The 22,485-nt window shown below is 61.4% G+C and carries 21 protein-coding genes, 1 tRNA gene and 1 pseudogene; 9 read left to right on the forward strand and 14 right to left on the reverse strand.

The window, feature by feature from the left end; translation table 11 throughout:
- Positions 1 to 93, reverse strand: a pseudogene (locus AB5Y70_RS01925) (ATPase, T2SS/T4P/T4SS family); the annotation flags it as partial.
- Between the two features lie 32 nt (positions 94 to 125).
- Between AB5Y70_RS01925 and nirC the strand changes: the two are divergent.
- From nirC to rraA, 4 genes are all read left to right on the forward strand, one after another.
- On the forward strand, positions 126 to 938 hold the full coding sequence (nirC, locus tag AB5Y70_RS01930) for a nitrite transporter NirC (protein ID WP_049636064.1): 813 nt from the start codon (positions 126 to 128) through the stop codon (positions 936 to 938).
- A 12-nt stretch (positions 939 to 950) separates the two neighbouring features.
- A complete protein-coding gene (gene cysG, locus AB5Y70_RS01935; RefSeq protein ID WP_049636065.1) occupies positions 951 to 2,357 on the forward strand; it encodes a siroheme synthase CysG in 1,407 nt (468 codons plus the stop codon).
- Positions 2,358 to 2,489: 132 nt separating this feature from the next.
- Positions 2,490 to 3,914: a magnesium transporter gene (gene mgtE / locus AB5Y70_RS01940; protein WP_045522860.1), complete on the forward strand. Its 1,425-nt coding sequence runs from the start codon at positions 2,490 to 2,492 to the stop codon at positions 3,912 to 3,914.
- A 154-nt stretch (positions 3,915 to 4,068) separates the two neighbouring features.
- The gene (gene rraA / locus AB5Y70_RS01945) at positions 4,069 to 4,554 is read left to right on the forward strand and encodes a ribonuclease E activity regulator RraA (protein WP_010676045.1); all 486 of its coding nucleotides are present in this window, start codon (positions 4,069 to 4,071) and stop codon (positions 4,552 to 4,554) included.
- A gap of 272 nt (positions 4,555 to 4,826) precedes the next feature.
- Here the strand turns inward: rraA and AB5Y70_RS01950 are convergent, their stop codons facing one another.
- The 3 genes from AB5Y70_RS01950 to AB5Y70_RS01960 all read right to left on the reverse strand — a co-directional run bounded on the left by AB5Y70_RS01950 (position 4,827) and on the right by AB5Y70_RS01960 (position 7,371).
- Positions 4,827 to 5,501 carry a 7-cyano-7-deazaguanine/7-aminomethyl-7-deazaguanine transporter gene (locus AB5Y70_RS01950; RefSeq protein ID WP_103261660.1) on the reverse strand — a complete coding sequence of 225 codons (675 nt, stop codon included), beginning with the start codon at positions 5,499 to 5,501 and terminating at the stop codon, positions 4,827 to 4,829.
- A gap of 144 nt (positions 5,502 to 5,645) precedes the next feature.
- The gene (locus AB5Y70_RS01955; protein ID WP_041211964.1) at positions 5,646 to 5,933 is read right to left on the reverse strand and encodes a DUF3630 family protein; all 288 of its coding nucleotides are present in this window, start codon (positions 5,931 to 5,933) and stop codon (positions 5,646 to 5,648) included.
- Positions 5,934 to 5,943: 10 nt separating this feature from the next.
- A complete protein-coding gene (locus AB5Y70_RS01960) occupies positions 5,944 to 7,371 on the reverse strand; it encodes a YdiU family protein (protein ID WP_049636067.1) in 1,428 nt (475 codons plus the stop codon).
- A 104-nt stretch (positions 7,372 to 7,475) separates the two neighbouring features.
- On the opposite strand from AB5Y70_RS01960, the gene AB5Y70_RS01965 reads away from it, so the two are divergent.
- The gene (locus tag AB5Y70_RS01965; RefSeq protein WP_043153448.1) at positions 7,476 to 7,778 is read left to right on the forward strand and encodes a cytochrome c; all 303 of its coding nucleotides are present in this window, start codon (positions 7,476 to 7,478) and stop codon (positions 7,776 to 7,778) included.
- Positions 7,779 to 7,894: 116 nt separating this feature from the next.
- Here the strand turns inward: AB5Y70_RS01965 and recQ are convergent, their stop codons facing one another.
- On the reverse strand, positions 7,895 to 9,730 hold the full coding sequence (gene recQ / locus AB5Y70_RS01970; RefSeq protein WP_049636068.1) for an ATP-dependent DNA helicase RecQ: 1,836 nt from the start codon (positions 9,728 to 9,730) through the stop codon (positions 7,895 to 7,897).
- 131 nt (positions 9,731 to 9,861) lie between these two features.
- On the opposite strand from recQ, the gene AB5Y70_RS01975 reads away from it, so the two are divergent.
- Positions 9,862 to 10,326: a thioesterase family protein gene (locus AB5Y70_RS01975; RefSeq protein WP_039039661.1), complete on the forward strand. Its 465-nt coding sequence runs from the start codon at positions 9,862 to 9,864 to the stop codon at positions 10,324 to 10,326.
- 123 nt (positions 10,327 to 10,449) lie between these two features.
- On the forward strand, positions 10,450 to 10,977 hold the full coding sequence (locus AB5Y70_RS01980; protein ID WP_010676052.1) for a hypothetical protein: 528 nt from the start codon (positions 10,450 to 10,452) through the stop codon (positions 10,975 to 10,977).
- A 238-nt stretch (positions 10,978 to 11,215) separates the two neighbouring features.
- On the opposite strand, the gene AB5Y70_RS01985 is transcribed toward AB5Y70_RS01980, so the two are convergent.
- The 9 genes from AB5Y70_RS01985 to AB5Y70_RS02025 all read right to left on the reverse strand — a co-directional run bounded on the left by AB5Y70_RS01985 (position 11,216) and on the right by AB5Y70_RS02025 (position 20,519).
- A tRNA-Pro gene (locus AB5Y70_RS01985) sits at positions 11,216 to 11,292 on the reverse strand.
- Between the two features lie 141 nt (positions 11,293 to 11,433).
- Positions 11,434 to 12,159: an MOSC domain-containing protein gene (locus AB5Y70_RS01990; protein WP_049636069.1), complete on the reverse strand. Its 726-nt coding sequence runs from the start codon at positions 12,157 to 12,159 to the stop codon at positions 11,434 to 11,436.
- A gap of 48 nt (positions 12,160 to 12,207) precedes the next feature.
- Positions 12,208 to 13,050, reverse strand: a complete 843-nt coding sequence (locus tag AB5Y70_RS01995) for an ABC transporter permease subunit (protein ID WP_010676054.1) — start codon at positions 13,048 to 13,050, stop codon at positions 12,208 to 12,210.
- On the reverse strand, positions 13,047 to 13,952 hold the full coding sequence (locus tag AB5Y70_RS02000; protein ID WP_010676055.1) for an ABC transporter permease subunit: 906 nt from the start codon (positions 13,950 to 13,952) through the stop codon (positions 13,047 to 13,049). Before AB5Y70_RS02000 ends, AB5Y70_RS01995 begins: the two co-directional genes overlap by 4 nt.
- Positions 13,949 to 15,103 (reverse strand): polyamine ABC transporter ATP-binding protein, encoded by a 1,155-nt coding sequence (gene potA, locus AB5Y70_RS02005; RefSeq protein WP_010676056.1) that lies wholly within the window; start codon positions 15,101 to 15,103, stop codon positions 13,949 to 13,951. The genes AB5Y70_RS02000 and potA overlap by 4 nt, the downstream gene beginning before the upstream one ends.
- A gap of 76 nt (positions 15,104 to 15,179) precedes the next feature.
- Positions 15,180 to 16,265 (reverse strand): polyamine ABC transporter substrate-binding protein, encoded by a 1,086-nt coding sequence (locus AB5Y70_RS02010; protein WP_043153440.1) that lies wholly within the window; start codon positions 16,263 to 16,265, stop codon positions 15,180 to 15,182.
- Between the two features lie 117 nt (positions 16,266 to 16,382).
- The gene (locus AB5Y70_RS02015; protein WP_029314872.1) at positions 16,383 to 17,480 is read right to left on the reverse strand and encodes a polyamine ABC transporter substrate-binding protein; all 1,098 of its coding nucleotides are present in this window, start codon (positions 17,478 to 17,480) and stop codon (positions 16,383 to 16,385) included.
- A gap of 54 nt (positions 17,481 to 17,534) precedes the next feature.
- Positions 17,535 to 18,896, reverse strand: a complete 1,362-nt coding sequence (locus AB5Y70_RS02020) for an aspartate aminotransferase family protein (RefSeq protein WP_010676059.1) — start codon at positions 18,894 to 18,896, stop codon at positions 17,535 to 17,537.
- 291 nt (positions 18,897 to 19,187) lie between these two features.
- Positions 19,188 to 20,519, reverse strand: a complete 1,332-nt coding sequence (locus AB5Y70_RS02025) for a glutamine synthetase family protein (protein ID WP_010676060.1) — start codon at positions 20,517 to 20,519, stop codon at positions 19,188 to 19,190.
- A gap of 462 nt (positions 20,520 to 20,981) precedes the next feature.
- On the opposite strand from AB5Y70_RS02025, the gene AB5Y70_RS02030 reads away from it, so the two are divergent.
- Together AB5Y70_RS02030 and AB5Y70_RS02035 are read left to right on the forward strand one after the other, a co-directional pair.
- Positions 20,982 to 21,368, forward strand: a complete 387-nt coding sequence (locus tag AB5Y70_RS02030) for a TraR/DksA C4-type zinc finger protein (RefSeq protein WP_010676061.1) — start codon at positions 20,982 to 20,984, stop codon at positions 21,366 to 21,368.
- Between the two features lie 156 nt (positions 21,369 to 21,524).
- Entirely contained in the window at positions 21,525 to 22,385 is an 861-nt protein-coding gene (locus AB5Y70_RS02035) for a hypothetical protein (protein ID WP_010676062.1), read from the forward strand.
- Positions 22,386 to 22,485: the final 100 nt, after the last annotated feature.

Consider the following 22,485-nt stretch of genomic DNA (forward strand, 5'->3'; position numbering starts at 1 on the left):
GGAGAGCAGGAAGGGCTCAATCCCCATGTCCCGCATCCGGGTGATGGCGCCGATGGCGGTGTTGGTGTGCAGGGTCGACATCACCAGGTGACCGGCCGCGGGCGGCCCTCTTGAAGGAAACAAAGATGTATACCGAAACCATCAACAAGTGCGCCGCCAACGCGGCCCGCATCAACCGCTTCGAGCGCAGCGACAAGCTCGGCTTCTGGCTCAGCTCCGCCATGGCGGGGGCCTATGTGGGCCTTGGCATCATCCTCATCTTCACCCTCGGCAATCTGGTGGATCCCGCCATCCGGCCGCTGGTGATGGGGGCCACCTTCGGCATCGCCCTGACCTTAGTTGTCATCGCCGGCTCCGAGCTGTTTACCGGCCACACCATGTTCCTCACCTTCGGGGTGAAGACCGGCAAAATCACCATGGCCGACCTGCTGCGTATCCTGCCGCAGACCTGGGCGGGCAACCTGATTGGCTCCATCCTGGTGGCGCTGATCTACTCCTACGGCGGCAGCCTGCTGCCGGACGCGGGCAGTCTGGCCCACAAGGTGGCGCTGGCCAAGACCCAGGCACCGGCGCTGACCCTGTTTATGAAGGGGATCCTCTGCAACTGGCTGGTCTGCCTCGCCATCTGGATGGCGCTGCGCACCGAGGGTGCCGCCAAGTTCATCGCCATCTGGTGGTGCCTGCTCGCCTTCATCGCCTCCGGCTACGAGCACTCGGTCGCCAACATGACCCTGTTCGCCCTCTCCTGGTTTGGCGCCCACTCGGAGGCCTACACCCTGAGCGGCATCGGCCACAACCTGCTGTGGGTGACCCTGGGCAACACCGTCTCCGGTGCCCTCTTCATGGGCCTCGGCTACTGGTATGCCACCCCCAAGGCTGAGCGCCCGGTCGCGGTGAGCGACGCCACCACCACTGCCAGCCAGACCCAAACCGCCTGATCAGGAGGCCCCATGGACTACTTGCCCATCTTTTGCCGACTCGACAACAAACCCGTGCTGCTGGTCGGCGGCGGCGAGGTAGCACAGCGCAAGGCGCGCCTGCTGCTGGATGCCGGTGCCCACCTCACCGTGGTCGCGCCCGAGCTCGACCCCGAGCTGACGGAGCTGGCTGCCAACGGCAGCATCGAGTGGCTCGCCGGTGAATTTGCATCGGAACAACTGGCGGGCAAGTGGCTGGTGGTAGCCGCCACCGATCGGCGCGAGGTGAATGCCCTGGTCTACCAGAGCGCCAATATGGCGCGGATCTTTGCCAACGTGGTGGATGACCCGAAACGCTCCAGCTTCATCATGCCGTCGATCATCGATCGCTCGCCCCTGATGGTGGCCATCTCCTCCGGTGGCAAGGCGCCGGTGCTGGCCCGCTTGCTGCGGGAAAAACTCGAGGCCCTGCTGCCGCAACATCTGGGGGCCGTGGCGACCTTCGCCGGCAGCTTGCGGGATCGGGTCAAGGCCCGCTTCGCCTCCATGGGCGAGCGGCGTCGCTTCTGGGAGCGGCTGCTCGGAGCCGACCGGCTCGGTCAGGCGCTGGCCCGCGGTGATAGTGCCTCTGCCAATCAGCTGGCCGACAGCCTGTTTGCCGACGAGAGCCAGAGCGCTGGCGAAGTGGTGCTGGTGGGAGCCGGCCCCGGCGATCCGGGCCTGCTCACCCTGCACGCCCTGCGCCAGATGCAGCAGGCGGACGTGGTGGTCTATGACCGACTGGTCTCCGACGAGGTGATGGCGCTGGTGCGCCGCGATGCCAAGCGCATCTTCGTCGGCAAGCAGGCGGGAAACCACTGCGTGCCGCAGGAGGGGATCAACCAGCTCTTGCTGGAGGAGGCAAAGAAGGGGCAACGGATAGTGCGGCTGAAGGGGGGCGACCCCTTCATCTTCGGCCGTGGCGGCGAGGAGCTGGAGACGCTGGTCGGCACTGGCATCGGTTTTCAGGTGGTACCCGGCATCACCGCGGCCAGCGGCTGCGCGGCCTACGCCGGTATTCCGCTGACCCACCGCGATCACGCCCAGAGCGTCCGTTTCGTCACCGCCCACGGCAAGGGGGGCGCCCGGGATCTCGACTGGCCGCTGCTGGCCAAGGACAAACAGACGCTGGTGTTCTATATGGGACTCTCCTCCTGCGCCACCATCCGCGAACAGTTGCTGACCCACGGCAAGGGGGGCGACACCCCGGTGGCGCTGATCGAGCGTGGCACCCAGCCAAGCCAGCGGGTCATTCGCGGTACCCTCGATCAGTTGCCCGCGCTGGCGGTGGGCGTCGAGAGCCCGGCCCTCATCATGGTGGGATCTGTTGTGACCCTGGCGGACCAGCTTGCCTGGTTCGGGCAAGGAGGCGCCGCCGACGCGGCCCTGGCCTCGGCCTGATCGCTGCATCTATTCCAACGCCACCCTCGGGTGGCGTTTCTTTTTCTGCATTTACTGTCATAACCTCTTGTTTTGAGTCTGGTATCCTATGGGGACTGTCCGCCGGATCACCGAATTCAGGAATTCTGCTTCATGTCCCTCCCCCCCAAGAACAGCGCCAAACAGCGTGAACACGACAGAGCCCGCATCCTCACGCTGCTGCTGGCCGATGACGCCCTCACCGAGAGCCTGCTCGACCCGCAAGGGGAGCAGGACGCAGAGCTGCGGGACCAGACCAGCGAGCTGACCCGGCTGGTCAACAGCCTGCCCGCCGCCGATATCGCCGATGCGCTGGAGTCCCTGCCGCCGGACGAGCGCCACGTGCTGTGGCAGCAAGTGGATGCAGACAAGCACGGCCAGATCCTGGTGGAAGCGTCGGAGACGGTGTGGGACAGCCTCATCAGCGGCATGAGCGACAAAGAACTCCTGCACGCCCTGAGCACCCTCGACATCGACGACCAGATCTACCTGGGCCAGCACCTGCCCCGCAACCTGATGGGGCGGCTGCTCACCTCCATGGCGCCGGTGGACAGGGACAAGGTGCGGGAGGTGATCCGCTACGGCAAGCACACGGTCGGCGCCATGATGGACTTCGAGCTCATCACGGTGCGGCCCGACGTGACCCTGGCCACCGTCCAGCGCTATCTGCGCCTGCGCGGCCAGATCCCCGAGAACACCGACAAGCTGTTTGTCACCGATCGGCGCAACCGGCTGCAGGGGGAGCTACCCCTCACCGCCGTGCTGCTGCACAAGCCCGAGACCCTGGTGAGCGACGCGATGGAGAAGGATCCGGTCACCTTCGATCCGGAAGACAACGACGAGGCCGCCGCCCGCACCTTCGAGCGGGACGACCTGGTCTCCGCCGCCGTGGTGGATGCCAGGGGCAAGCTGATGGGCCGGCTCACCGTCGCCGAGGTGGTGGATCTGGTCTATGAAGAGAGCGACACCGATCTGCGCCGGATGGGGGGGATCAGCGAGGAAGAAGACGTGTTCGCCCCCGTCTCCAAGGCGGTCAAGACCCGCTGGGCCTGGCTCGCCATCAACCTCTGCACCGCCTTCGTGGCATCGCGGGTGATCGGCCTGTTCGAGCACACCATCTCCCAGCTGGTGGCACTGGCGGCCCTGATGCCCATCGTCGCCGGGATCGGCGGCAACACCGGCAACCAGACCATCACCATGATAGTGCGGGCGCTGGCGCTGCAGCACATCCAGACAGGCAACGTCTCCTTCCTGCTGTGGCGCGAGCTGGGGGTGGCCCTGATCAACGGCCTGGTGTGGGGCGGCATCATGGGCATCGCCACCTTCCTGCTCTATCAGGATGCGGCGCTGGGGGGCGTGATGACGCTCGCCATGATCCTCAACCTGCTGGTGGCGGCCCTGATGGGGGTCATCATCCCCATGACCATGAGCCGGCTGGGGCGCGACCCGGCGGTGGGGGCCAGCGTGATGATCACCGCCATCACCGACACCGGCGGCTTCTTCATCTTCCTGGGGCTGGCGACCCTGTTCCTGCTCTAGGGCCCGAGGCTGACCGTCTGCGGCTCCTGCCATGACGCGGGGCCGCTTTCGCGCAAAAACGGCATTTCCCGCCACTGGGCAAGGAATAGTCGTTGAAATGCCAACCCCACTCCTTATACTGGATCCACCTGTTTCCAGCGGTGGATCTGACACAATGGAATACAACACTTCAGAACTGTGCGACATCTATCAGGACATGGTGGATGTACTCGAACCCATGCTCTGCTCCTTCGGCGGCCGCGCCTCTTTCGGCGGCGTCATCACCACAGTCAAATGCTTCGAATCGAACGGTCTTATCCGTGAACTGGTCAAGGAGAACGGCGTTGGTCGCGTGCTGTTGATCGACGGTGGCGGCTCCATGCGTCGTGCCCTGATCGACAGCGAGATCGCCACCACGGCAGCGGAAAATGAGTGGGAAGGGATCGTCTGCTACGGTTGCGTCCGTGAGGTCGATATCCTGGAAGATCTCGACATCGGCATTCAGGCCCTGGCGGCCATTCCGGTGGGCGCCGACAGCAAGGATATCGGGGAAACCGATCTGCCGGTCAACTTCGGCGGCGTCACCTTCCTGCCGGATGACCACCTCTATGCCGATACCACAGGGGTGATCCTCTCCCCCGATGCCCTCGACATCGAGTAAATAACGCTGAGTGAAAATGGGAGCCCTGGCTCCCATTTTTTATGCCCGCTGATGGCGGAAAAGACGCAAAAAAAAGAGGGCCAGTAAACTACTGGCCCCTTAACTGGAAGCAATGTGAGCAATGTCGTGCCTTCACAAGAAGTCCATCACGTTGGAACAAATGAAGTCTTTCCCGGAAAACAAGGTAACAATAATCATTCTCATTTAACTGTGCAAGCCTTATTTGCGAAGATCGCAAAAAAATTGACCACCCATGGGGGTGGTCAATCTCATCAGGCTTGTCGCGTAGCAGCTTGCAGGTCAGCCAATCCGGCCTCCCCCACCAGCTTGCGGCTGAGATAGCGCAGCAGCACACCGTAAAGCGGCACAAACAACCCCAGACTTATCAGCAACTTGAATACGTAATCCACGGTCGCGATCTCGACCCAGTGCTCGGCCATGAAGGGATCCGTGCTGCGCCAGAAGGCGATGCTGAAGAAGGCGATGGTATCCACCAGATTGCCGAACAGGGTGGAGGCCGCCGGTGCCACCCACCAGGCTTTCAGCAGGCGCAGGCGGTTGAACACCACCACATCCATGAACTGGCCCACCAGATAGGCCATAAAGCTGGCTAACGCGATCCGGGCAACAAAGAGATTGAACTCTGCCAGATTGCCCACCCCCTGGAAGCTCCCTTCGAAGAAGAGCACCGAGAGCACGTAGGACACGGTCAATGCCGGCAGCATCACGGTCTGGATGATCTTGCGCGCCAGGCCGGCGCCGAAGATCCGCACCGTCAGATCGGTGGCCAGGAAAATGAACGGGAAGCTGAAGGCACCCCAGGTGGTGTGGAAGCCAAAGATGGTGATCGGCAGCTGCACCAGGTAGTTGCTGCTGGCAATGATCAGGATGTGGAACAACGAGAGACGCATCAGTGCCGTCTGGTACTGAGCCGGAGTCAGGTTCATATTGTGACCTTTTTGGTTAATGGGGTTAGGGAACCCATATCGCCACCATGGCGATAATCAAGGGGCGAGATTATACGCCCCAAAATTGATAGTTCAATCTTTATGCGGTTATCTCAAGGGATTGACTCGCATCGCACGCCAAGCTCACTCCCGGGACTGCCGAGCCAGCCAGAGCAGCGCCTCCGCGTCGTCCGGCTGCACCGCCGCCAGCCAGCAGCCGCTGTAATGCTCGTACTCGAGCCGAAAGCGGCTGCCTTCAAACTCCAGCAGCCAGCTGTGGCGATCCGCCCCCCACTCCCGCTCGAGGGCCGCCAGCTCCCACTCCTGCAACAGGGCCTCGGCCAAGGTCGGGAAGCTGTCCCAGTCAAGGCCCGGGCAGGTCAGCATCACCACCCCGGCTTCCCTGTCTGTCTGCGTGATACGCCAGTTCATCTGTGGTTCCTCAACTGCTGCACGAGAGCTCGCCCCCGCAATACCAGCCCGGATGCGGAGTGGCGAGATCCTCGTATGCCGGTTGCTCATCATAGGGATGCTGCAGGGCCGCAAACAGCCGCTCGAACGGCGCCATGTCGCCCTGCTCTGCCGCCTCGATCACCTGCTGGGCCAGGGCGTTGCGCAGCACATACTTGGGATTGACTGCATCCATCTGCCCCTTGCGCACGCCATCCTCGCTCCCTTCCCGGGCGAGGCGTGCCCGATAGACCTCAAGCCACCCCTGCCAGACGGCAGGATCCGGCAACAGGGCCAGCAGGCTGGCGGGCCACGCTCCCTCTCGCGTCACCTCACCGAGACGTCGCAGGAAGAGGTGGTAATCCACCTTGTGCGCCGCCAGCAGCCGGAACAACTCGCGGAACAGCGCCGGATCCTCCTCTTCCCACACCGCCAGCCCCAGCTTGGCGCGCATCAGCTCGGAGTAGTGCAACATCAGCTGGTGCTCGTACTGGGCCAGGGCCGACGCGAGCGCGTCGCCATCCACATGGCCGGCCAGCGCCTGTGCCAGCTTCTGCAGGTTCCAGTATCCGACCGCAGGCTGCTGATCCAGCGCATAGCGACCATCCGGATCCGAGTGGTTGCAGACGAAGTCCGGCACATAGGCCTCGATGAAACCGTAGGGGCCGTAATCCAGGGTCAGCCCGAGCAGGGACATGTTGTCGGTGTTCATCACCCCGTGACAGAACCCCGCCGCCTGCCACTTGGCGATGAGCCGCGCGGTGCGGCGCACTACTTCGGCAAACAGCTCGGCGCCATCGGCCAGCTCGGGGAAGTGGTAACGCCGCACATAGTCGATGAGGGCGGGGATCTTCTCCCCCTGCCCGCTCCAGGCGAAATACTCGAAATGACCGAAGCGCAGATGGCTCGGCGCGGTGCGCAGCACGGTCGCCCCGCTCTCCACCTGCTCCCGGTAGACAGGCTCGTCACTGCCCAGCAGCACCAGAGCCCGGGTGGTGGGAATGCCGAGGGCATGCAGCGCCTCGGAAGCCAGGTACTCGCGAATGCTGGATCGCAGCACGGCACGGCCGTCGCCGAAGCGGGAGAATGGCGTCTTGCCCGCCCCTTTGAGGTGCAGGTCCCAGCGGCTGGCATCAGGCGCCAGCTGCTCCCCCAGCAGCAGAGCGCGGCCATCCCCGAGGCGCGGGCTGTAACCACCGAACTGGTGGCCCGCATAGACCTGGGCCACCGGCTGCATGCCCGGCAGGGGCTGCCCCTGGCCGCAACAAGCGAGCCACTGCGCCTCGCTCACCTCCCCGAGCCCCAGCTCACCAAGCAGCGCACGGTTCAGATGCAGCAATCTGGGGCCATGCAGCGGCTGCGGGGCAACGGGCTCGCAAGCCCAAGGGAGTTCGGTGGCAAAAGTGTTGATCAACTTCATGGTGATGGAGGTTGTCCCTGCGTATGCTCGTGTCACTCTTTATACCGCCGTCGGCTCGTCGAGGCTAACAGGCGATCACGATTATTCATTTCAAGGAGAAGACGATGCCAAAGTGGGTCTATACCCTGCCCCTGCTGGCGCTTGCCTGGGGCCATCAGGCCAAGGCGGCCGACATAGACGCAGGCAAGGCCAAATCCGTGGTCTGTGCCGCCTGTCATGGCGCGGATGGCAAGGCGAGCGTCCCGACCTACCCCCACCTCGCGGGCCAGAACCAGGCCTATTTGCTCAAGCAGATGAAAGCGTTCAAGGAGGGTTCCCGTACCGAGCCGCTGATGGTTCCCTTCATGGCGATGCTGACCGAGGCGGACATGGAGAATCTGGCAGCCTATTACGCCAGCCTGAAATAATGCATGGCGCCGACCAACGGGCGCCTTTCCACTGTTTGTTGTGCCAGCCTACTTGTTGTGCCAGCCTACCGGCCTGGGCCTGCAGCGGTCGATGACAAGGTCTACCTGGGCCGACCCTACCGGCGGCAGTAGTCGATGATCAGGTCCATAAAGGCCTCACCGAAGCGCTCCAGCTTGCGGTGACCGACACCGTTGACCGCCAGCATTTCCTCCTCGGTCATCGGCATGAGCTGTGCCATCTCAACCAGGGTGGCGTCGTTGAACACCACATAGGGCGGCACCTCTTCATCCTCGGCGATCTGCTTGCGCAGGGCGCGCAGCTCCTTGAACAGCCGCTTGTCATAGTTGGCGTTGTCGAGCAGGCCGTTGCGCTTCTCCTTGCGACTGGAGATGGGCTGCAGGCGGGGGACTGCCAGTTCAAGCTTCATCTCGCCACGCAGCACGGGTCGAGCCGCTTCGGTCAGCTGCAACACCAGATTGCGGGTGATGTTCTGGGTCAGCAACCCCTTGTGGATCAGCTGGCGGATGACGCTCATCCAGTATTCGTGGCTCTGATCCTTGCCGATGCCGTAGGTCGACAGCTTGTCGTGACCGTGATCCTTGATGCGCTGGTTCAGCGATCCGCGCAGCACCTCCACCACATAACCCACCCCGAAATTCTGTCCCACCCGCCAGACGCAGGAGAGCGCTTTCTGGGCATCTTCGGTGCCGTCATAACTCTGGGGCGGATCGAGGCAGATGTCGCAGTTGCCGCACGGCTTGTCGTTGTACTCGCCGAAGTAGTTGAGCAGCACCTGACGGCGGCAGGTCTGCGCCTCGGCGAAGGCCGCCATCACGTTGAGCTTGTACTGCTCCACCTGCAACTGCTGGGGGTTTTCGATGTTGTCGAGCAGCCGGCGCACCCGGCCGATATCGGCAGGATCGTAGAGCAGCAGCGCCTCGGCCGGGGTGCCGTCACGCCCGGCGCGGCCGGTTTCCTGATAGTAGGATTCGATGTTCTTCGGGATGTCGTAGTGCACCACGAAGCGCACGTTGGGCTTGTCGATGCCCATGCCGAACGCCACCGTCGCCACCACGATCTCGATGTCATCCTTGAGGAAGGCCTCCTGGGTCTGCTGACGCAGCTCCAGCGGCAGACCGGCATGATAGGGTGCCGCCTTGCAGCCGTGACGGGATAGCCGCTCGGCCACCTCCTCCACCCGATTGCGGCTGGAGCAGTAGACGATGCCGCAGTTGCCCTTCTGGCTCTGCACGTAGCGCAGCAGCTGCTCCGCTGCCTTGAACTTCTCCACCAGGCTGTAGCGGATATTGGGCCGATCGAAGCTGGCGGTGTGGATGAAGGGATCGTTCAGTTCCAGCCGGTGCAGCATGTCGCTGCGGGTCGCCTCGTCGGCGGTGGCGGTGAGCGCCACCACGGGCACCTGGGGGAACCACTGCTTGAGCCGTCCCAGCGCCGCGTATTCCGGCCGAAAATCGTGCCCCCACTGGGAGACGCAGTGGGCCTCGTCGATGGCGAACAGGCCGAGGGGCAGCTCCGCCAACCGGTCCATGAACTCGTGCTGCAGCAAACGCTCGGGGGAAACATAAACCAGCTTGATCTCGCCCCGGCGCATGGCGGCAAAGTTCTGGATCATCTCCTCCCGGCTCAGGGCCGAGTTGATGTAGACCGCCGCCACGCCGTTGGCGCGCAGGGTGTCGACCTGATCCTTCATCAGCGAGATGAGGGGGGAGACCACTACCCCGAGCCCGGGGCGCAGCAACGCCGGGATCTGGTAGCAGAGCGACTTGCCGCCACCGGTGGGCTTGAGCACCAGCGCATCGCGCCCCGCCACGATCTGCTCGATGATTTCGAGCTGGCCCGGCCGAAATTGCTGATAGCCGAACACCGCCTGCAGCAGGGCAAGGGGATTCTCTGGCTGGGGGTCAGGCAGGGTTTCGGCAATGGCGGTCATGGGCTCTCCTTTGGGGTCGCCATTCTAAAGCAGCCGCCGCCCACAATAAACCTGCCATTGCGACTGTTAAGGAAGTGTTGCAGACTGGCTGGAGTTTTTACTCGGCTTTGATGACAGGGCGGACTCAAGGAATGAAACAGATGCTCAAGAAGATGGCGCTCAGTGGCATAGCCAACCTGTTCGCCGAAAAAATGCCCTTCAACAAGCTGATCGGCATGCAAGTCACCCACTACGACTTCGACAAGGTGGAGCTGCGCATCAAGATGGAACAGAAGCTCATCGGCAACCCTTTCCACAACATACTGCACGGCGGCGTCACCGCCAGCCTGCTCGATGTGGCGGGCGGCATGATAGTCGCCGCCTCCTGCATCGACGAGTTGGAGGACTTCTCCCCCAGCTATCTCAAGGAGCGCTTCTCGCGACTTGGCACCATCGATCTGCGGGTGGACTATCTTCGTCCCGGTCGCGGCAACGAGTTCATCGCCACCGCCCACATCATCCGGGCAGGCAGCAAGGTCGCAGTCGCCCGCATGGAGCTGCACAACGAAGAGGGCACTCACATCGCCTTCGGCACGGGGACCTACCTCGTCGGCTAATGGTTTTTATTGCATAAAAAGTGCGCTTCTAAGCTGATTTTAATCATTAGAATTCTTACCCCCTCCTCCGCTCAGGGTCCATACTGAAAGTCGGGATTCTGTGCAGAGGGAGGATTGCAGACGATGAGCGCGATACTGGCTACCCAACCATCCAGAGCCTTGCTGACACGACTTGAGGCCATGCGCGAAGAAGTGCAGACCCCAGAGTGCCGTCACTGGTTGGAACAGGAGCTGGAGGGGTATTCTCTCTGTTCACCCCTGCCCTGGTATCGCATCATTGCCTGTCGGCAACGCGGTCACTTCCTGAATCTGAAGACGGGAAAATATCTGACTTGCCATATCGGCAGCCAAACGCTAAGCCAACGCGACCTGGCCCAAGTTCAGTTCATCTATGCCCGTGAACCCGCCGCCCACTATTTACTGCGTCACGATTCCCATATCGAGCCCTGGCCGGAATCGCTGCTGGAAGCGTATCGAGAGCAGCTGATCCCTGGTCATCTCTGCCTGCAAGCCTGGCATGAGCCCGTGTCTTCGCTGCGTTCACAACTGATGGAGGGAATAGCACATTTCATTAGTGAGTACCCCAAGCATGCGGCCCTGCAAACCCAACACGGTTTCAAGGCATTGCGGCATCAACACTGGCATATCTGAATGAGCGCCTGGGGCGCAAGGAGGGCACCATCGACAAGACCCACAACGAGATTGTCACAATCTAGAGTGCCGGAGTCAGGATCAGACTCCACCAGTGGGGCCACCGAGCGGTGGCCCTTTTAGTTGGGCAAATGAGGAAGATCGGAGCAGCAGCTGCAGCAATCGACAATGGAAATGTCAGCTTTGCTTCAACAGACCAAATGCGAAAAGGCCGCTCATTGAGCGGCCTTTTCAAATGTGGTCGGTGTGAGAGGATTCGAACCTCCGACCCCTTCGTCCCGAACGAAGTGCGCTACCAAGCTGCGCTACACACCGATGTCTGCGGGGCGAGAATTTACCGAAAGCCCCGACCCGACACAAGCCTTTTTTTGCATTCACTCTAAAAAAATGGCTTTACGCTCAATAATTCAGCGAGTAGCAGGAAAAATCGCCCACAAGGTATCTTTCCGCCTGCCTTCAGTCCTGTCGAGGCAACCTGAACTCGGTCGGCCCCAGCAAACGCCGGCTCCAATCCGCCACCACTCCATGTTCCAGCCAATGAGCCGCATGCTGGCGCCAGTTGGGAGAGAGCGCCGGGTTCTCCAGCAGCAGTTGCAGCTCTTCCTCGTTGCGGGCCTGGTTGAACAGGATGTCGGCGGTGCGCTTCACCGTCAGCTCAGGGTAGGGTCTGTCCACCAGTGTCAGCTCCCCCTGCGGATCCACCCTTCCCTCTTCCAGCACCCGCAGCAGCCAGCCACAGCGACCACTCAGCTGCATCACCTGGGAGAGCTGGCCATAGCCAAAGCGCTGGTTGAGCTTGAAACAGGGGGATCTGGGCTGGCTTATCTGGATCAGCGCCTCTCCAAGTCGATAGACATCGCCGATGCAAGCCTGCACCTCCGTCAGCCCCGAACCAGAGAGATTCTCGCCAAAGGCGGCAGGCTGCCAGGGTGTGCGCGGTACAGGCAGTCCCAGCGCGGTTTGCCAGGTTTTCCACCAGGCGTAGTGCTCCGCAGGGTAATGGTGCAGGGCCCGATCCGGGCCGCCATGATGGCGTCCGTCGCTCTGCTCATCCCCGCGAAGGCCGAGGAAATCGCACCACAGAGGGGCGTCGGCAGGCTGCTTGTGGATGGCACTGATGAGGCCGGGGGCCTGCTCTGGGTTCAGTTCGGCACTCTGGCCGATGAAGAGGGAGATCCGCATTCCATTCTCCTGACGGATGGGGGAATGCGGATCTTATCACGGGGCAGGTCAGGCAACTGCCTGCATCTGGGTGGTCATGGCGATTTCGGCACGGCGGCGTTTCTCCGCCCGGGCCATCAGATACCAGCTACCGAAGGTGAACAGGGATACCGACAGCAGGATCAGGCTCGCGATGGCGTTGATCTCGGGCTTCACGCCGAGGCGCACCGCCGAGAACACTTCCATCGGCAAGGTGGTCGAACCCGGGCCGGAGACGAAGCTCGCCAGCACCAGATCATCCAGCGACAGGGCGAACGACATCATGCCACCCGCCGCCAGCGACGGGGCGATCATCGGGATGGTGATCAGGAAGAACACCTTCCAGGGCTTGGCACCCAGGTCCATGGCCGCCTCCTCGATGGAGAGATCCAGCTCCCGCAGCCGCGCCGACACCACGATCGCCACATAGGCGGTACAGAAGGTGGTATGTGCTATCCAGATGGTCAGCATGCCCCGCTCCGCGGGCCAACCCACCAGCTGGGCCATGGCCACGAACAACAGCAGCAGGGAGAGACCGGTGATCACCTCGGGCATCACCAGCGGCGCCGTCACCATGCCGCCGAACAGGGTCCGGCCACGGAAGTGAGGGATCCGGGTCAGCACGAAGGCCGCCACCGTCCCCAGCGCCACCGCCGCGATGGCGGTGTAGAAGGCGATCTCCAGGGAGCGGAACACGGACCCGATCAACTGTTTGTTGTCGAGCAGGCCGAAGTACCACTTGAGCGACCAGCCTCCCCACACCGTCACCAGCTTGGAGGCGTTGAAGGAGTAGATGACCATGATGATCATGGGCAGGTAGATGAACAGCAGCCCCAGCCACAGCATCAGCTTGGCAAAACCGAAACGTCTCATGCCTTGCCCTCCAGCTCTTTGGCCTGGTTGCGGTTGAACAGGATGATGGGAATGATCAGCACCGCCAGCATCACCACCGCCAGGGCGGAGGCCACCGGCCAGTCACGGTTGTTGAAGAACTCCTGCCACAACACCTTGCCGATCATCAGGGTCTCCGGGCCACCCAGCATCTCGGGGATGACGAACTCGCCCACCACCGGGATGAAGACCAGCATGCAACCGGCGATGATGCCGTTCTTGGAGAGTGGCACCGTGATCTGCCAGAACCGGGTCAGGTTGCGGGCACCCAGATCGGAGGCCGCCTCCAGCAGGCTCTGGTCGTGCTTGACCAGGTTGGCATAAAGCGGCAGCACCATGAACGGCAGGTAGGAGTAAACGATGCCGATATAGACCGCCAGGTTGGTATTGAGGATCTGCAGCGGTTCGTCGATCACCCCGATGCCCAGCAGGACACTGTTGAGCAGGCCGTTGTTGCTGAGGATCCCCATCCAGGCGTATACCCGGATCAGGATCGCCGTCCAGGTCGGCATCATGATGAGCAGCAGCAGAACGGTCTGGGTCTCCTTGTTGGCCCGCGAAATGGCGTAAGCCATGGGATAACCGATCAACAGGCAGAGCAGGGTGCTGACCAGGGCTATCTTGAGGGACCCCAGATAAGCCGCGATATAGAGCTCATCCTCCTGCAGCAGCAGGTAGTTGCCCAGGTTGAGCAGTATGGTGAGCTGATTGTCTGCCCAGCTCACCACGTCCGTGTAGGGCGGGATGGCCACGTCCGCTTCGGCGAAGCTGATCTTCACGACGATGATGAAGGGCAGCAGGAAGAAGAGGAACAGCCAGAAGAAGGGGATACCGATGACCAGCTGCCGCCCTCCCACCTGTTTGAGTCGTCTCAATGCCTTCATGATTGCAGCACCACGCCGCTGTCATCTTCCCAGTAGAGGAACACCTGGTCATCCCAGGTCGGCCGTTTGCCGTGGCGTTCGGCATTGGCGATGAAAGCCTGAACGATTTTGCCCGAGGGCAACTGGATGTGATACACGGAATGGCCGCCCAGATAGGCGATGTCATAAACCTCGCCCTTGGTCCAGTTGAAGTCCGGATGCTCGATCTCTTCCGGCTTTTGCAGGCTCATCAGCAGTTTTTCCGGACGCAGGGCATAGGTGACCTTCTTGTTCTCCGCCCGGGAGCTGATGCCGTGACCCACATAGATGGGCTGCTCCAGATCCGCACAGGCGATGATGGCGTGGTCCTGCTCATCCTCCACCAGCAGGCCGTCAAACAGGTTGACGTTGCCGATGAACTCGCACACCAGCCGACTGGCCGGGGTCTCGTAGATGTCCATCGGGCTGCCGATCTGCTCGATGCAACCGAGGTGCATGATGGCGATCCGCTCGGCCATGGTCATGGCTTCTTCCTGATCGTGGGTCACCATGACGCAGGTCACGCCCACCCGCTCGATGATCTCGACCAGCTCGAGCTGCATGGTGGAGCGCAGCTTCTTGTCGAGCGCCCCCATGGGCTCATCCAGCAGCAGCAGCTTGGGACGCTTGGCCAGGGAACGAGCCAGCGCCACCCGCTGACGCTGACCACCGGAGAGCTGGTGCGGCTTGCGGCGGGCGTACTGGGTCATCTGCACCAGCTTGAGCATCTCTTCCACCCGGGCATCGATCTCCGCCTTGGGCAGGCCATCCTGCTTGAGGCCGAAGGCGATGTTCTGGGCCACCGTCATGTGGGGGAACAGGGCATAGGACTGGAACATCATGTTGATGGGGCGTTCATAGGGCGGCATGTCGGTAATGTCGACGCCGTCGAGGAACAGCCGTCCTTCCGTGGGTCGCTCGAACCCGGCCAGCATCCGCAGCAAGGTGGACTTGCCGGAGCCGGACCCACCCAGCAGGGCGAAGATCTCGCCCTTGTGGATGTTGAGAGACACGTTGTCGACCGCCAGCGTTTCGTCGAACTGCTTGCTTACCCTGTCTATTTTGACCAGCACTTCTTTACGCTGCTGGCTGCCCTCGAGGGCTTTCTTGTAGGCACTGGAGGCTATCGCCATTACCAAACTCCCAAAGGTGATTCCGGCCTGGGCCGATCCATCAATACAATCTGGCGCCCCGGGATGGGCGCCAAGGTTAGGTTCCGGATTTGATCTTGGTCCAACTCCGGGTGATCAGGCGCTGCACCGAGCGGGGATGTGCTTCCTGCACATACAGACGCTCAAGCACCGCCTGGGGGGGATAGACAGACTCGTCCTCGCGCACGGCCTTGTCCATGAACTCTCCCGCCTTGATGTTCGGGTTCGCGTAACCCACATAGTCGCTCACCTTGGCGATGACCTGCGGTTCGAGAATGTAGTTGATCAAGGCGTGAGCCTCTTTCACGTTGGTGGCATCGGCCGGGATCGCCATCATGTCGAACCAGAGATTGCCACCCTCCTTGGGGATGCTGTAGGCAATATTGATCCCCTTGCCCGCCTCCTCGGCCCGGGACGCCGCCTGCAGGATGTCGCCGGAGAAACCCGCCGCCACGCAGATGTTGCCGTTGGCGAGGTCACCGATGTACTTGGAGGAGTGGAAGTAGGCCACGTAGGGGCGCACCTTGAGCAGCTGCTCTTCGGCCCGCTTGATATCCGCCGGCTCATGGCTGTTGGGGTTGAGCCCCAAGTAGTTGAGGGCAGCCGGGATCATCTCGTCCGCCGAATCGAGGAAGGCCACGCCGCACTGGGAGAGCTTCTTCATGTTTTCCGGCTCGAAGATGGTCGCCCAGGAGTCAATCTTGTCGACACCCAGCACTTCCTTGATCTTGTCGACGTTGTAGCCGATGCCGTTGGTGCCCCAGAGGTAGGGCACGGCGTACTGATGGCCCGGATCCACCTTCTCGAGCTGCTTGAGCAGCATGGGGTCCAGGTTGCTCAGGTTTGGCAGCAGGGTGAGGTCCAGCTTCTGGAAGGCCCCCGCCTTGATCTGCTTGGCCAGGAAATTGTTGGAGGGCACGACCAGATCGTAGCCGGTGCGTCCGGTCAGCAGCTTGCCTTCCAGCGTCTCGTTGGAGTCAAACACGTCGTAGACGGTCTTGATCCCGGTCTTCTGCTGAAAGTCACTGAGGGTGGTCTCGCCGATATAATCGGACCAGTTGTAAAAATGAACCACAGGGGCTGCCTGGGTCAGATTTGCAAACCCCAGGGTCAGGGCCAGCGTTGCCATCTTGGTCATGTGCACTTATCAGTCCTCATTTGTGTGATTTTGCCAGTCGCGCATCCATACGCGCCGTCCAACCTGTCGGGTGGTCACCACCCTCCCGGCCGAACTGCGGACCGGGAGGGGTACTCGTCACTCTTACTTGCCTGACTTGATCTTGGTCCAGCTGCGGGTCATCAGACGCTGCACCTTGGCCGGCAGATCCGGGAAGGTGTAGATCTTCTTGAGGGTATCCGGCGTCGGGTAGATACCCGGGTCGGTACGGATCGCCTCGTCCACCAGCGGCGTGGCCGCCTTGTTGCCGTTCGGGAACTGCACCACGTTGGTGATGTTCGCGATCACGTCCGGCTTCATCAGGTAATTGATGAAGGTGTGGGCCGCCTCGACGTTCTTGGCATCCGCCGGGATGGCGATCATGTCGAAGAAGCTGCCTGCCCCCTCTTTCGGAATGGTGTAAGTCAGGCTGACACCGTTCTTGGCCTCGGCGGCACGCGCCTTGGACTGCTGCAGGTCACCGGAGTAACCCACTGCCACGCACAGGTTGCCGTTGGCCAGATCCGAAATGTACTTGGAGGAGTGGAAGTAAGCGGTATAGGGACGGATGGAGAGGAACAACGCCTCTGCCTTCTTCAGCTCGTCCGGCTTCTGGCTGTCCGGCTTGAAGCCCAGGTATTGCAGGGCGGCCGGCAGCATTTCGGTCGGCGAGTCGAGGAAGGAGACACCGCACTCCTTCAGCTTGGCCATGTTCTCCGGCTTGAACACCAGATCCCAGGAGTCCACCGGGGCATCGGCCCCCAGCACGGCCTTCACCTTCTCGGCGTTGTAGGCATAGCCGATGGTGCCCCACAGGTAAGGGATGGAGTATTGGTTGCCCGGATCGCTCGGTTCGAGCGCCTTGAGCAGGTCGACGTCCAGGTTCTGCCAGTTGGAGAGTTTGGACTTGTCCAGCTTCTGGAAGACACCTGCCTTGATCTGCTTGGCCAGGAAGGGGTTGGACGGTACGACGATGTCATAGCCCGACTTGCCTGCCAGCAACTTGGCTTCCAGCACTTCGTTGCTGTCGAACACGTCGTAGACCACCTTAATGCCCGTCTCCTTCTGGAAGTTTTCCAGCGTATCCGGCGCGATGTAGTCGCTCCAGTTGTAGACGTGCAGCACCTTCTCGTCGGCCATCGCCCCGGTACTCATCATGACCAGCGCCACGGAAGCAGCCATCATTCCCTTTTTAAAAGACATAGTCCTTGTCTCCTAAGCAAATTGTATGCGTAAGCCAACCTGCCCGGTTCCCGCCTATTCCCGCAGCTTTGCAGCCGTCAGGTCCAGACTGAGCCTGGCCAGTTTGACCAATTCATCCACCTGTTCCTCGGTGATCACCAAGGGGGGCGATATGATCATGGTATCGCCGACAGCCCTCATCACCAAGCCATTGTTAAAACAGAACTCCCGACAGGTCATCCCGGCATGGAGCTCGGCCGGGAAGCGACGTTTCGTCTGCTTGTCCTGCACTATTTCCAGCGCGGCGACCAGGCCTTTTCCACGGGTTTCCCCCACCAGCGGATGGTCCGCCAGCTCAGCCCAGCGGCGCTGCAAATAGGGGCCGATACTATCATGAACTCGCTTAACTATGCTCTCCCTTTGCATAAGCTGGATGTTGGCAATGGCCACGGCGCAGGCGACCGGATGGCCGGAATAGGTGAAGCCATGGTTGAACTCCCCCCCCTCTTCCACCAGCACCCTGGCAACCCTGTCCCCCACCATCACGGCGCCCATCGGCAGATAGCCGGAGGTAATGCCCTTGGCCAGGCACATGAGGTCGGGTTTGATGCCAAAACCTTCACTGGCAAACCAGTGACCGGTGCGGCCAAAGCCGCAGATCACCTCGTCGGCGATAAGCAGGATGCCGTACTGGTCGCAGATGCGCTGGATCTCGGGCCAGTAGCTCTCGGGGGGAATGATGACCCCCCCCGCACCCTGGATAGGCTCGCCGATGAAGGCGGCCACCTTGTCCACCCCCAGTGCCAGGATCTTCTCTTCCAGCTGGCGGGCACGGGCCAGACCGAACTCGTGGGCGCTCATGCCCTCTCCCTCACCGAAGTGATAGGGCTGGTCGATGTGGACTATGCCCGGAATGGGCAAGCCGCCCTGGGCGTGCATCCCCTTCATGCCCCCCAGACTGGCCCCCGCCACGGTGGAGCCGTGATAGGCATTGTGGCGGCTGATGATCACCTGCTTGTCAGGTTGTCCCTTGCTGGCCCAGTAGTGGCGCACCATGCGCAGCACGGTGTCGTTGCACTCGGAACCCGAGCCGGTGAAGAAGACGTGGTTGAGGTGGGAAGGCGTGATCTCGGCGAGCAGGGTGGCCAGCTCGGCAGCAGGGGGGTGGCTGGTCTGGAAGAAGAGGTTGTAGTAGGGCAGTTGCTGCATCTGGCGGGTGGCGGCATCCACCAGCTCCTGACGGCCGTAGCCCATGTTGACGCACCACAGACCCGCCATCCCGTCCAGAATGCGCTTGCCTTCGGAGTCTTCCAGATAGACGCCTTCGGCCTTGGTGATGATGCGACTGCCCTTCTTGTTCAGGGCCTGAAAATCGGTAAACGGATGCAGATGATGGCTGGCTTCCAGTTGCTGCCACTCACGGGTGGTGTGCTGCATTGCTTGCTCCTCGGTTCCTTCGATTCGGCGAATCTTGTCGCCATTCATGAGGGCACGGGTGGCCTGCCCGGTCACTGCCATTCACGGGGCTGGCACTCTCTTGCCTGCTCGATGCCTTTCCATGGGGCGAACATCGTCGCCAGTTGATTGCAGGTGACGCCCCTCTCCATTGCGAGAGCGGGCCTCACCTATACTCGGTGCCTTCCGGGTCGCGGGCGCCGCCGCGAGACGGGCCTTCGGCACCTTGCTTGCGATATGACGGGGAGAGGCCTCGCCTCCCCCGGGGACAGATCAGACGTTCAGCAACAGGAATTCCCGTTCCCAGCGGCTGATCACGCCGAAGTAGGTCTCGTACTCCTTGCGCTTGACGGCCACGAAGGCGCGGATGAAGCGCTCCCCCAGCATGTCCTTGATGGGTTCACACTGCTCCAGGTGGCTCAGCGATTCCTCCAGCGAGCGGGGCAGGCTGTAGGGCAGGTCATAAGCACTCGCCTTCATCTCCTGCATGGGTTCGAGCTTCTCCAGCATGCCGAGGTAGCCGCAGGCCAGGGTGGCGGCCAGGGCCAGATACGGGTTGGCATCGGCCCCGGCGAAGCGGTTCTCGACCCGACGTGCGCTCGGTTCGGAGAAGGGGACCCGCAGGCCGCAGGTGCGGTTTTCCACACCCCACTGCACGTTGCGCGGCGCACTCTCGCCAAAGGTGAGGCGGCGGTAGGAGTTGACGTTCGGCGCCAGCAGGGCGGTCACTGCCGGGGTGTATTTCTGCAGGCCGGCGATGAAATGCATGAACAGATCGGAGTTGCCCCCTTCGCTGGTACCAAACAGGTTGTTGCCATCCATGTCTTCCAGGCTCTGGTGGATGTGCATGGCGGAACCCGGTTCGTTGCTCATGGGCTTGGCCATGAAGGTGGCATAGATGCCGTGGCGATGAGCGGCCTCGCGCATGGTGCGCTTGAACAGAAACACCTGGTCGGCGAGATCGATGGCATCCCCGTGCAGGAAGTTGATCTCCATCTGGGCGGCGCCGGATTCATGGATCAGGGTGTCCACCTCAAGCTCCTGGGCCTCGCAGTAGTCGTACATGTCCTCGAAGATGGGGTCGAATTCGTTCACCGCATCGATGCTGAACGACTGGCGGGCCGTTTCCGGGCGGCCGTTGCGGCCCACCGGCGGCACCAACGGATAGTCGGGATCTTCGTTGCGGGTCACCAGGTAGAACTCCAGCTCCGGCGCCACCACCGGCTTCCAGCCCTGCTTCTCGTAGAATGACAGAACCCGGCGCAGCACGGAGCGGGGAGCGATGTCGATGAGCTTGCCGTTGACGTCAAAGCAGTCGTGGATCACCTGGGCGGTGGGCTCCAGCGCCCAGGGTACGAAACGAATGGTGTTGGGATCGGGATAGAGCTGCATGTCCCGCTCCAGCGGGTCTATCATGCTGTCGTCATCCGGGTACTCGCCGGTCACCGTCTGGGTGAAGATGACCTCGGGCAGCCGCATGCCCCCTTCGCGCAGAAACTTGTTGGCTGGAATGATCTTGCCTCGGGCATTGCCGGTGAAATCCGGAAACAGGCACTCCACTTCCGTGATGCGATTGCTCTCCATCCAGCCCTTGATACTGTCCATGTTAAACCCCGACTTTACGGTTGCCATTGTCAAGGGTGTCTAATATAAGGAACACCCTTGTTAAGAAAATGTAATCGACCACACCATAAAAGCCCGTGATAAAGGCCTTTGTCAAGCAGCGGTGTTTAAAAAACTATAAACAACGGCCTGTATAATGACCAGCTCGGCACCAAATACTAAACACTTTGTGTCACGATCAGCCCACTGCAAGCTCGATGCCAACGGCGGCGGGATCTCGTTCGATACTCAGTCAGACCCTGTCGGAGAAGGCCCATTTCTTTGCAAGGGCGCACACTCCTTATCCAATTTCCTTTGCATGTCTGCATTTTTTTGGTACAAGGCCCGCCCTGATTTGCACTCTCCTGCATGGATTTGGTGCAAAACGGGATACAAGGGCTTGGTCTGACGACAGACAGCCCCCATCAATGGGTAACATTGGGAAACTGACTGGTAGCAAACCGTATGTGTGATTTCATGACAGAAGACCAACTGACCTTCTACAAAGGCCAGATCGAGCGACAAATCCTTGAGCTCGAAGAACGTCTCAACTCCCAGGCCAGCCAGGCTATCGCCACCGATACCAACGAGATGGCGGATGAAATTGACCGTGCCAGTGTCGAGGAGGCCCGTCGCCTGGAGCTGAACCGCATCGAGCACGACAAGTTGCACCTGCGCAAGCTGAAAGGGGCGTTGAAGCGGATCAATGAAGGGGATTTCGGCTATTGCGAATCCTGTGGCGACGAGATCTCTCTCAAGCGGCTGCAGGCCCGTCCCGAGTCCCGCTTCTGTGTTGAATGCCAGAGCACCAAGGAATTCAACGACACTCACGTGTTCCGTCGCGTCGCCTGATGCGGCGAACAAGCCCGGCCTCGGTACGAGCCGGGCACAGGGCAGGCCATGCCCGAAGATGACGCGGCCGGGTGATCCCCGGCCCCTTTCACAGCAAGAGCGTGACAACTTCTGTTAGACTCCGGGCAAGTCCCGGATCCTACAGGAGATCAAAGCGTGAAATGGCTCATCAGGCTGTGCTTGTGCCTGCCATTGCTGGCACAAGCACAGACGCTCACCGTCAAGGTCCCCAGCCGACCGATCAACGATCTCGACAACGAATACCAGCTCAAGCTGCTGGAACTGGCGCTCAACCACGCCGGGCAGCCCTACAAGCTGGAGCGGGTCGACCTCAATCTCAACCAGTACAGCCTCCAGCAGGCGCTTGCCAAGGGCAAGGTCATCAATGTGTTCTGGATGGGTACCTCCAGCGCGCTGGAATCCTCCCTCACCGCAGTGCCAATCCCGCTGTTTCGTGGCCTGGAAGGGCTGCGCCTCTCCTTCATTCACGCCGATGCCCAGGAGCGGTTCAACCAGATCAACACCCTGGCAGACCTCAAGAAACTGAAAGCCGCACAGGGGGTGGGCTGGGCCGACAACAAGATCCTGGAACTGGCAGGCATTCCCACCTATGCCGGGCGCTACAGCAACCTGTTTCGCCTGATGAATGACGGCGACAAGCTGGACTTCTTCCCCCGTGGTCTGGTGGAAATCTTCGCCGAACGCAGCGAGCTGGCGGCACAATATCCCAACCTGGTGATCGATCAGCACCTGCTGATCCGCTACCCCTTCGCCGAGTTCTTCTTCGTCAGCCCGGAGTCGCCGAAGCTGGCCAAGGCGATCCAGACCGGCCTCGAGCGTGCCTATGCCGACGGCAGCTTCATGGCGTTCTTTCGGGAGAACCCCAAGATCCGCGAGGCCCTGGCCAGCGCGAATCTGGAGCAGAGAGTCACCATCGCCCTGCCCAATCCCGACATGACCCCCTTGCTCAAAAGCATTCCGGCCCAATATTGGGAATATCCACCGTCGCAGGAGTAAACGGACACGATATCCGGCGTTGAGAATATCCACCGCTGCGAGCATAAACGGACACGGTATCCCGGCGTTGGGAATATCCGCCGCCGGGAGCGTGATCAGC

Source organism: Aeromonas sp. s1(2024) (assembly GCF_040908005.1).
GTDB classification, from domain to species: Bacteria; Pseudomonadota; Gammaproteobacteria; order Enterobacterales; family Aeromonadaceae; genus Aeromonas; species Aeromonas caviae.

Bases quoted from the DNA above. Each gene is read 5' to 3' on its own strand.
- cysG (WP_049636065.1), top strand. From the start codon at position 951: ATGGACTACTTGCCCATCTTTTGCCGACTCGACAACAAACCCGTGCTG.
- AB5Y70_RS01950 (WP_103261660.1), bottom strand. From the start codon at position 5,501: ATGAACCTGACTCCGGCTCAGTACCAGACGGCACTGATGCGTCTCTCG.
- mgtE (WP_045522860.1), top strand. From the start codon at position 2,490: ATGTCCCTCCCCCCCAAGAACAGCGCCAAACAGCGTGAACACGACAGA.
- AB5Y70_RS01965 (WP_043153448.1), top strand. From the start codon at position 7,476: ATGCCAAAGTGGGTCTATACCCTGCCCCTGCTGGCGCTTGCCTGGGGC.
- AB5Y70_RS01955 (WP_041211964.1), bottom strand. From the start codon at position 5,933: ATGAACTGGCGTATCACGCAGACAGACAGGGAAGCCGGGGTGGTGATG.
- potA (WP_010676056.1), bottom strand. From the start codon at position 15,103: ATGGCGATAGCCTCCAGTGCCTACAAGAAAGCCCTCGAGGGCAGCCAG.
- AB5Y70_RS01995 (WP_010676054.1), bottom strand. From the start codon at position 13,050: ATGAGACGTTTCGGTTTTGCCAAGCTGATGCTGTGGCTGGGGCTGCTG.
- rraA (WP_010676045.1), top strand. From the start codon at position 4,069: ATGGAATACAACACTTCAGAACTGTGCGACATCTATCAGGACATGGTG.
- AB5Y70_RS02000 (WP_010676055.1), bottom strand. From the start codon at position 13,952: ATGAAGGCATTGAGACGACTCAAACAGGTGGGAGGGCGGCAGCTGGTC.
- AB5Y70_RS02025 (WP_010676060.1), bottom strand. From the start codon at position 20,519: ATGGACAGTATCAAGGGCTGGATGGAGAGCAATCGCATCACGGAAGTG.
- AB5Y70_RS02020 (WP_010676059.1), bottom strand. From the start codon at position 18,896: ATGCAGCACACCACCCGTGAGTGGCAGCAACTGGAAGCCAGCCATCAT.
- AB5Y70_RS02015 (WP_029314872.1), bottom strand. From the start codon at position 17,480: ATGTCTTTTAAAAAGGGAATGATGGCTGCTTCCGTGGCGCTGGTCATG.
- recQ (WP_049636068.1), bottom strand. From the start codon at position 9,730: ATGACCGCCATTGCCGAAACCCTGCCTGACCCCCAGCCAGAGAATCCC.
- nirC (WP_049636064.1), top strand. From the start codon at position 126: ATGTATACCGAAACCATCAACAAGTGCGCCGCCAACGCGGCCCGCATC.
- AB5Y70_RS02030 (WP_010676061.1), top strand. From the start codon at position 20,982: ATGTGTGATTTCATGACAGAAGACCAACTGACCTTCTACAAAGGCCAG.
- AB5Y70_RS01980 (WP_010676052.1), top strand. From the start codon at position 10,450: ATGAGCGCGATACTGGCTACCCAACCATCCAGAGCCTTGCTGACACGA.
- AB5Y70_RS01960 (WP_049636067.1), bottom strand. From the start codon at position 7,371: ATGAAGTTGATCAACACTTTTGCCACCGAACTCCCTTGGGCTTGCGAG.
- AB5Y70_RS01975 (WP_039039661.1), top strand. From the start codon at position 9,862: ATGAAACAGATGCTCAAGAAGATGGCGCTCAGTGGCATAGCCAACCTG.
- AB5Y70_RS01990 (WP_049636069.1), bottom strand. From the start codon at position 12,159: ATGCGGATCTCCCTCTTCATCGGCCAGAGTGCCGAACTGAACCCAGAG.